The sequence below is a fragment of the Glaciibacter kafniensis genome (assembly GCF_039538945.1).
Taxonomy (GTDB): domain Bacteria; phylum Actinomycetota; class Actinomycetes; order Actinomycetales; family Microbacteriaceae; genus Cryobacterium; species Cryobacterium kafniensis.
Genome location: NZ_BAABCN010000023.1, coordinates 1 through 1,207 on the forward strand (window position 1 = coordinate 1; position 1,207 = coordinate 1,207).

The 1,207-nt window shown below is 52.0% G+C and carries 1 rRNA gene; it reads right to left on the reverse strand.

The features are described 5' to 3' along the window. Positions 1-1,206: ribosomal RNA gene (locus tag ABD791_RS21210) — 23S ribosomal RNA — on the reverse strand; the annotation flags it as partial. Position 1,207 lies beyond the last annotated feature (1 nt).

Here is a 1,207-nt window from a genome sequence, read left to right on the forward strand (position 1 = left end):
GAATCACTTGACCAGTGAGCTATTACGCACTCTTTCAAGGGTGGCTGCTTCTAAGCCAACCTCCTGGTTGTCTGTGCAACTCCACATCCTTTCCCACTTAGCACGCGCTTTGGGACCTTAGATGGTGGTCTGGGTTGTTTCCCTCTCGACGATGAAGCTTATCCCCCACCGTCTCACTGCTGCGCTCTCACTTACCGGCATTCGGAGTTTGGCTAACGTCAGTAACCTTTTAGGGCCCATCGGCTATCCAGTAGCTCTACCTCCGGCAAGAAACACGCAACGCTGCACCTAAATGCATTTCGGAGAGAACCAGCTATCACGAAGTTTGATTGGCCTTTCACCCCTATCCACAGCTCATCCCCTCCATTTTCAACTGAAGTGGGTTCGGTCCTCCACGACGTCTTACCGTCGCTTCAACCTGGCCATGGATAGATCACTTCGCTTCGGGTCTAGGACATGCGACTGAATCGCCCTATTCAGACTCGCTTTCGCTACGCATTCCCCTCTCGGGTTAAGCTCGCCACATATCACTAACTCGCAGGCTCATTCTTCAAAAGGCACGCTGTCACAGCTACAAGGCTGCTCCAACGGTTTGTAAGCAAACGGTTTCAGGTACTATTTCACTCCCCTCCCGGGGTACTTTTCACCTTTCCCTCACGGTACTTGTTCACTATCGGTCATGTAGGAGTATTTAGGCTTATCAGGTGGTCCTGACAGATTCACACGGGATTTCTCGGGCCCCGTGCTACTTGGGATACTCTTCGCGCCATTGCTGCATTTCGACTACGGGGTTCGCACCCTCTATGACCAGGCTTTCAATCCTGTTCGTCTATACAACGTTGTAACGCTCACTGTTCGGCAGAATCAGCAGAAAAGTCCCGCAACCCCGACCATGCAACGCCTGCCGGCTATCACACATGATCGGTTTAGCCTCATCCGGGTTCGCTCGCCACTACTAACGGAATCACTGTTGTTTTCTCTTCCTGTGGGTACTGAGATGTTTCACTTCCCCACGTTCCCTCTACCCGCCCTATATATTCAGGCGGGAGTCACCAGGTCACCTTGCGGGCCTGGCGGGGTTTCCCCATTCGGACATCCTCGGATCAAAGTTCGTTTATCAACTCCCCGAGGCTTATCGCAGATTACTACGTCCTTCTTCGGCTCTACATGCCAAGGCATTCACCGTTTGCTCTTAGAAATTTGAAAT